This window comes from Caulobacter sp. P1_B12_2 (genome assembly GCF_056406675.1).
On the sequence record NZ_JBFTZS010000638.1, the window covers coordinates 1 to 1,906 of the forward strand.

The following is a 1,906-nucleotide window of genomic DNA, read 5'->3' on the forward strand; positions in this document are numbered from 1 at the left end:
CCACAGGGCCAGAGCGTCGTCGCGGCCCACCGCCTTCTCCAGCCAGGCCTGGTCGTTGCGCTGGCCGACATGGACCTGGCCGCCGTTGCGCCCGCTGCCGCCGGACCCGACCTGGGCGGCTTCGAGGACGATGACGGAGACGCCCCGCGTGGCCAGCTCCAGCGCCGCGCCGAGGCCGGTGTAGCCGGCGCCGATGATGCAGACGTCGGCGCGGGCAGCCTGCTGGAGCCCAGGGAGTTGCGGGAAGGGCGTCGCCGTCGCGGCGTACCAGGAGGCGCCGGGGTGGCCGGTGTTCACGAAACCCTCTCCCGGAGGGGAGAGGGAGGGGCCCATTGCGCAGCAATGGGAGGGTGAGGGGTGAAGGCGTTTGACGGCGTGCCGGCACTCCGGCCAGCRRCGTAACCCCTCATCCTCCCACGCTTCGCGCGGGCCCCTCCTTCTCCCTMTGGGAGAAGGTCTTTTAGGAGGCCGCCGCGTCCGCCGGTTCCGCCGAGATATCCTCAAGCGTCTTGCCGACCTGCTTGGCGCCGTAGTCCTTGGCCACGTCGCCCAGAGACAGGATGCCGGTCAGCTTGCCGGAGTCGTCGAGCACGACCAGGCGGCGGATCTGATGGCTGGCCATCTTGGCGGTGGCGTCGGCCAGGATGTCGTCTTCCTTGACGCTCTGGACCTCGCCTTCGCTCATCGCCTCGGAGATCGGGCTATCGAAACTGCGGCCTTCGGCGACCACGCGCAGGACGATGTCGCGGTCGGTGACCAGGCCGATGACCTTGCCGTCCTCGACGATCGGCACGGCGCCGGTTTCGACATGGGCCATCACCTGGGCGACCTTGCGCACGGTGTCGGTGGGGGCGGCGGTGGAGACCTGGCTGGTCATCGCGTCGCTGACTTTCATGGGGAATGCTCCTGAGGGAGTGAATTGGGACCCTGTCAGAACCCCGGGAGGCGCGGCCCGTTCCGTAAGGCGCCGTTTGGCGCCGTGCGTCCTTCGAGGCGCGCTCAGGAGCGCGCACCTCAGGATGAGGACCCCATTGCACTGAATTCCTCATCCTGAGGTGCGTAGCGAAGCGAAGCCGTGAAGGACGCAGGGCGCTTCCCGCCTCCCCCGACACAGGCTAAGTCCGCTCCAACTCCAGGAGCCCCCATGACGATCACCATCCACCAGGCCAGCGTCCCCGTGTTCGTCCAGGGCCTGAAAGGCCTGAGGGGCGTGCTGGCCAAGACCGCCGCCCACGTCGACGCCAAGAAGCTCGACCCCGAGGCCTTGCTGAAGGCCCGGCTGTTCCCCGACATGTTCCCGCTGCTGCGCCAGGTGCAGATCGCCACCGACTTCGCCAAGGGCTGCACCGCGCGCCTGGCCGGCGAGGAGGTTCCGGCCTGGGACGACGTCGAGACCAGCTTCGAAGACCTGATCGCCCGCATCGACCGCGCCGTGGCCTATGTCGAAGGTCTGGATCCGGCCAAGTTCGAGAACGCCGAGGACCGCGACATCACCTTGACGCGTCGTGGCGAGACCAGCGTGGTCAAGGGGCTGGCCTATCTGCAGACCCAGGCCCAGCCGAACTTCTTCTTCCACCTGACCACCGCCTACGCGATCCTGCGCAAGAACGGCGTCGAGATCGGCAAGAAGGACTATCTGGGCACGGCCTGAGCCCAGAAAGCCTGAAAAGGGCCGGCGGCGGCCGTCAGGGTCGCCGCCGGAACGCCCACACCAAGGTCGCCAGGGCGGTGAACACCGTCGCGACCGCCGACAGAACCATCGGCAACTGACTCAAAAACTCCTTGTCCATGACCGCACCCACTGACCCGCCAACCAACGGCGGGTTACGKGCCAGAGTGACACCCGGCCACGTCGAGTCCGGACGTATGTTCTCTTTTTGTTCTCAATGGACGGTCTGCCCTCCCC

General features: G+C 67.6%; 3 protein-coding genes. 1 reads left to right on the plus strand and 2 read right to left on the minus strand.

The window, feature by feature from the left end; genetic code table 11:
• Positions 1-333, minus strand: a 333-nt coding sequence (locus tag AC1DZ6_RS24345; protein WP_477099678.1) for an FAD-dependent oxidoreductase, incomplete at its 3' end; no start/stop codon positions are given.
• Positions 334-460: 127 nt separating this feature from the next.
• On the minus strand, positions 461-895 hold the full coding sequence (locus tag AC1DZ6_RS24350) for a CBS domain-containing protein (RefSeq protein WP_477099679.1): 435 nt from the start codon (positions 893-895) through the stop codon (positions 461-463).
• Between the two features lie 249 nt (positions 896-1,144).
• Here AC1DZ6_RS24350 and AC1DZ6_RS24355 point away from each other — a divergent pair, with 249 nt between their 5' ends.
• On the plus strand, positions 1,145-1,651 hold the full coding sequence (locus tag AC1DZ6_RS24355; RefSeq protein WP_477099680.1) for a DUF1993 domain-containing protein: 507 nt from the start codon (positions 1,145-1,147) through the stop codon (positions 1,649-1,651).
• The last annotated feature ends 255 nt before the right edge of the window (positions 1,652-1,906 follow it).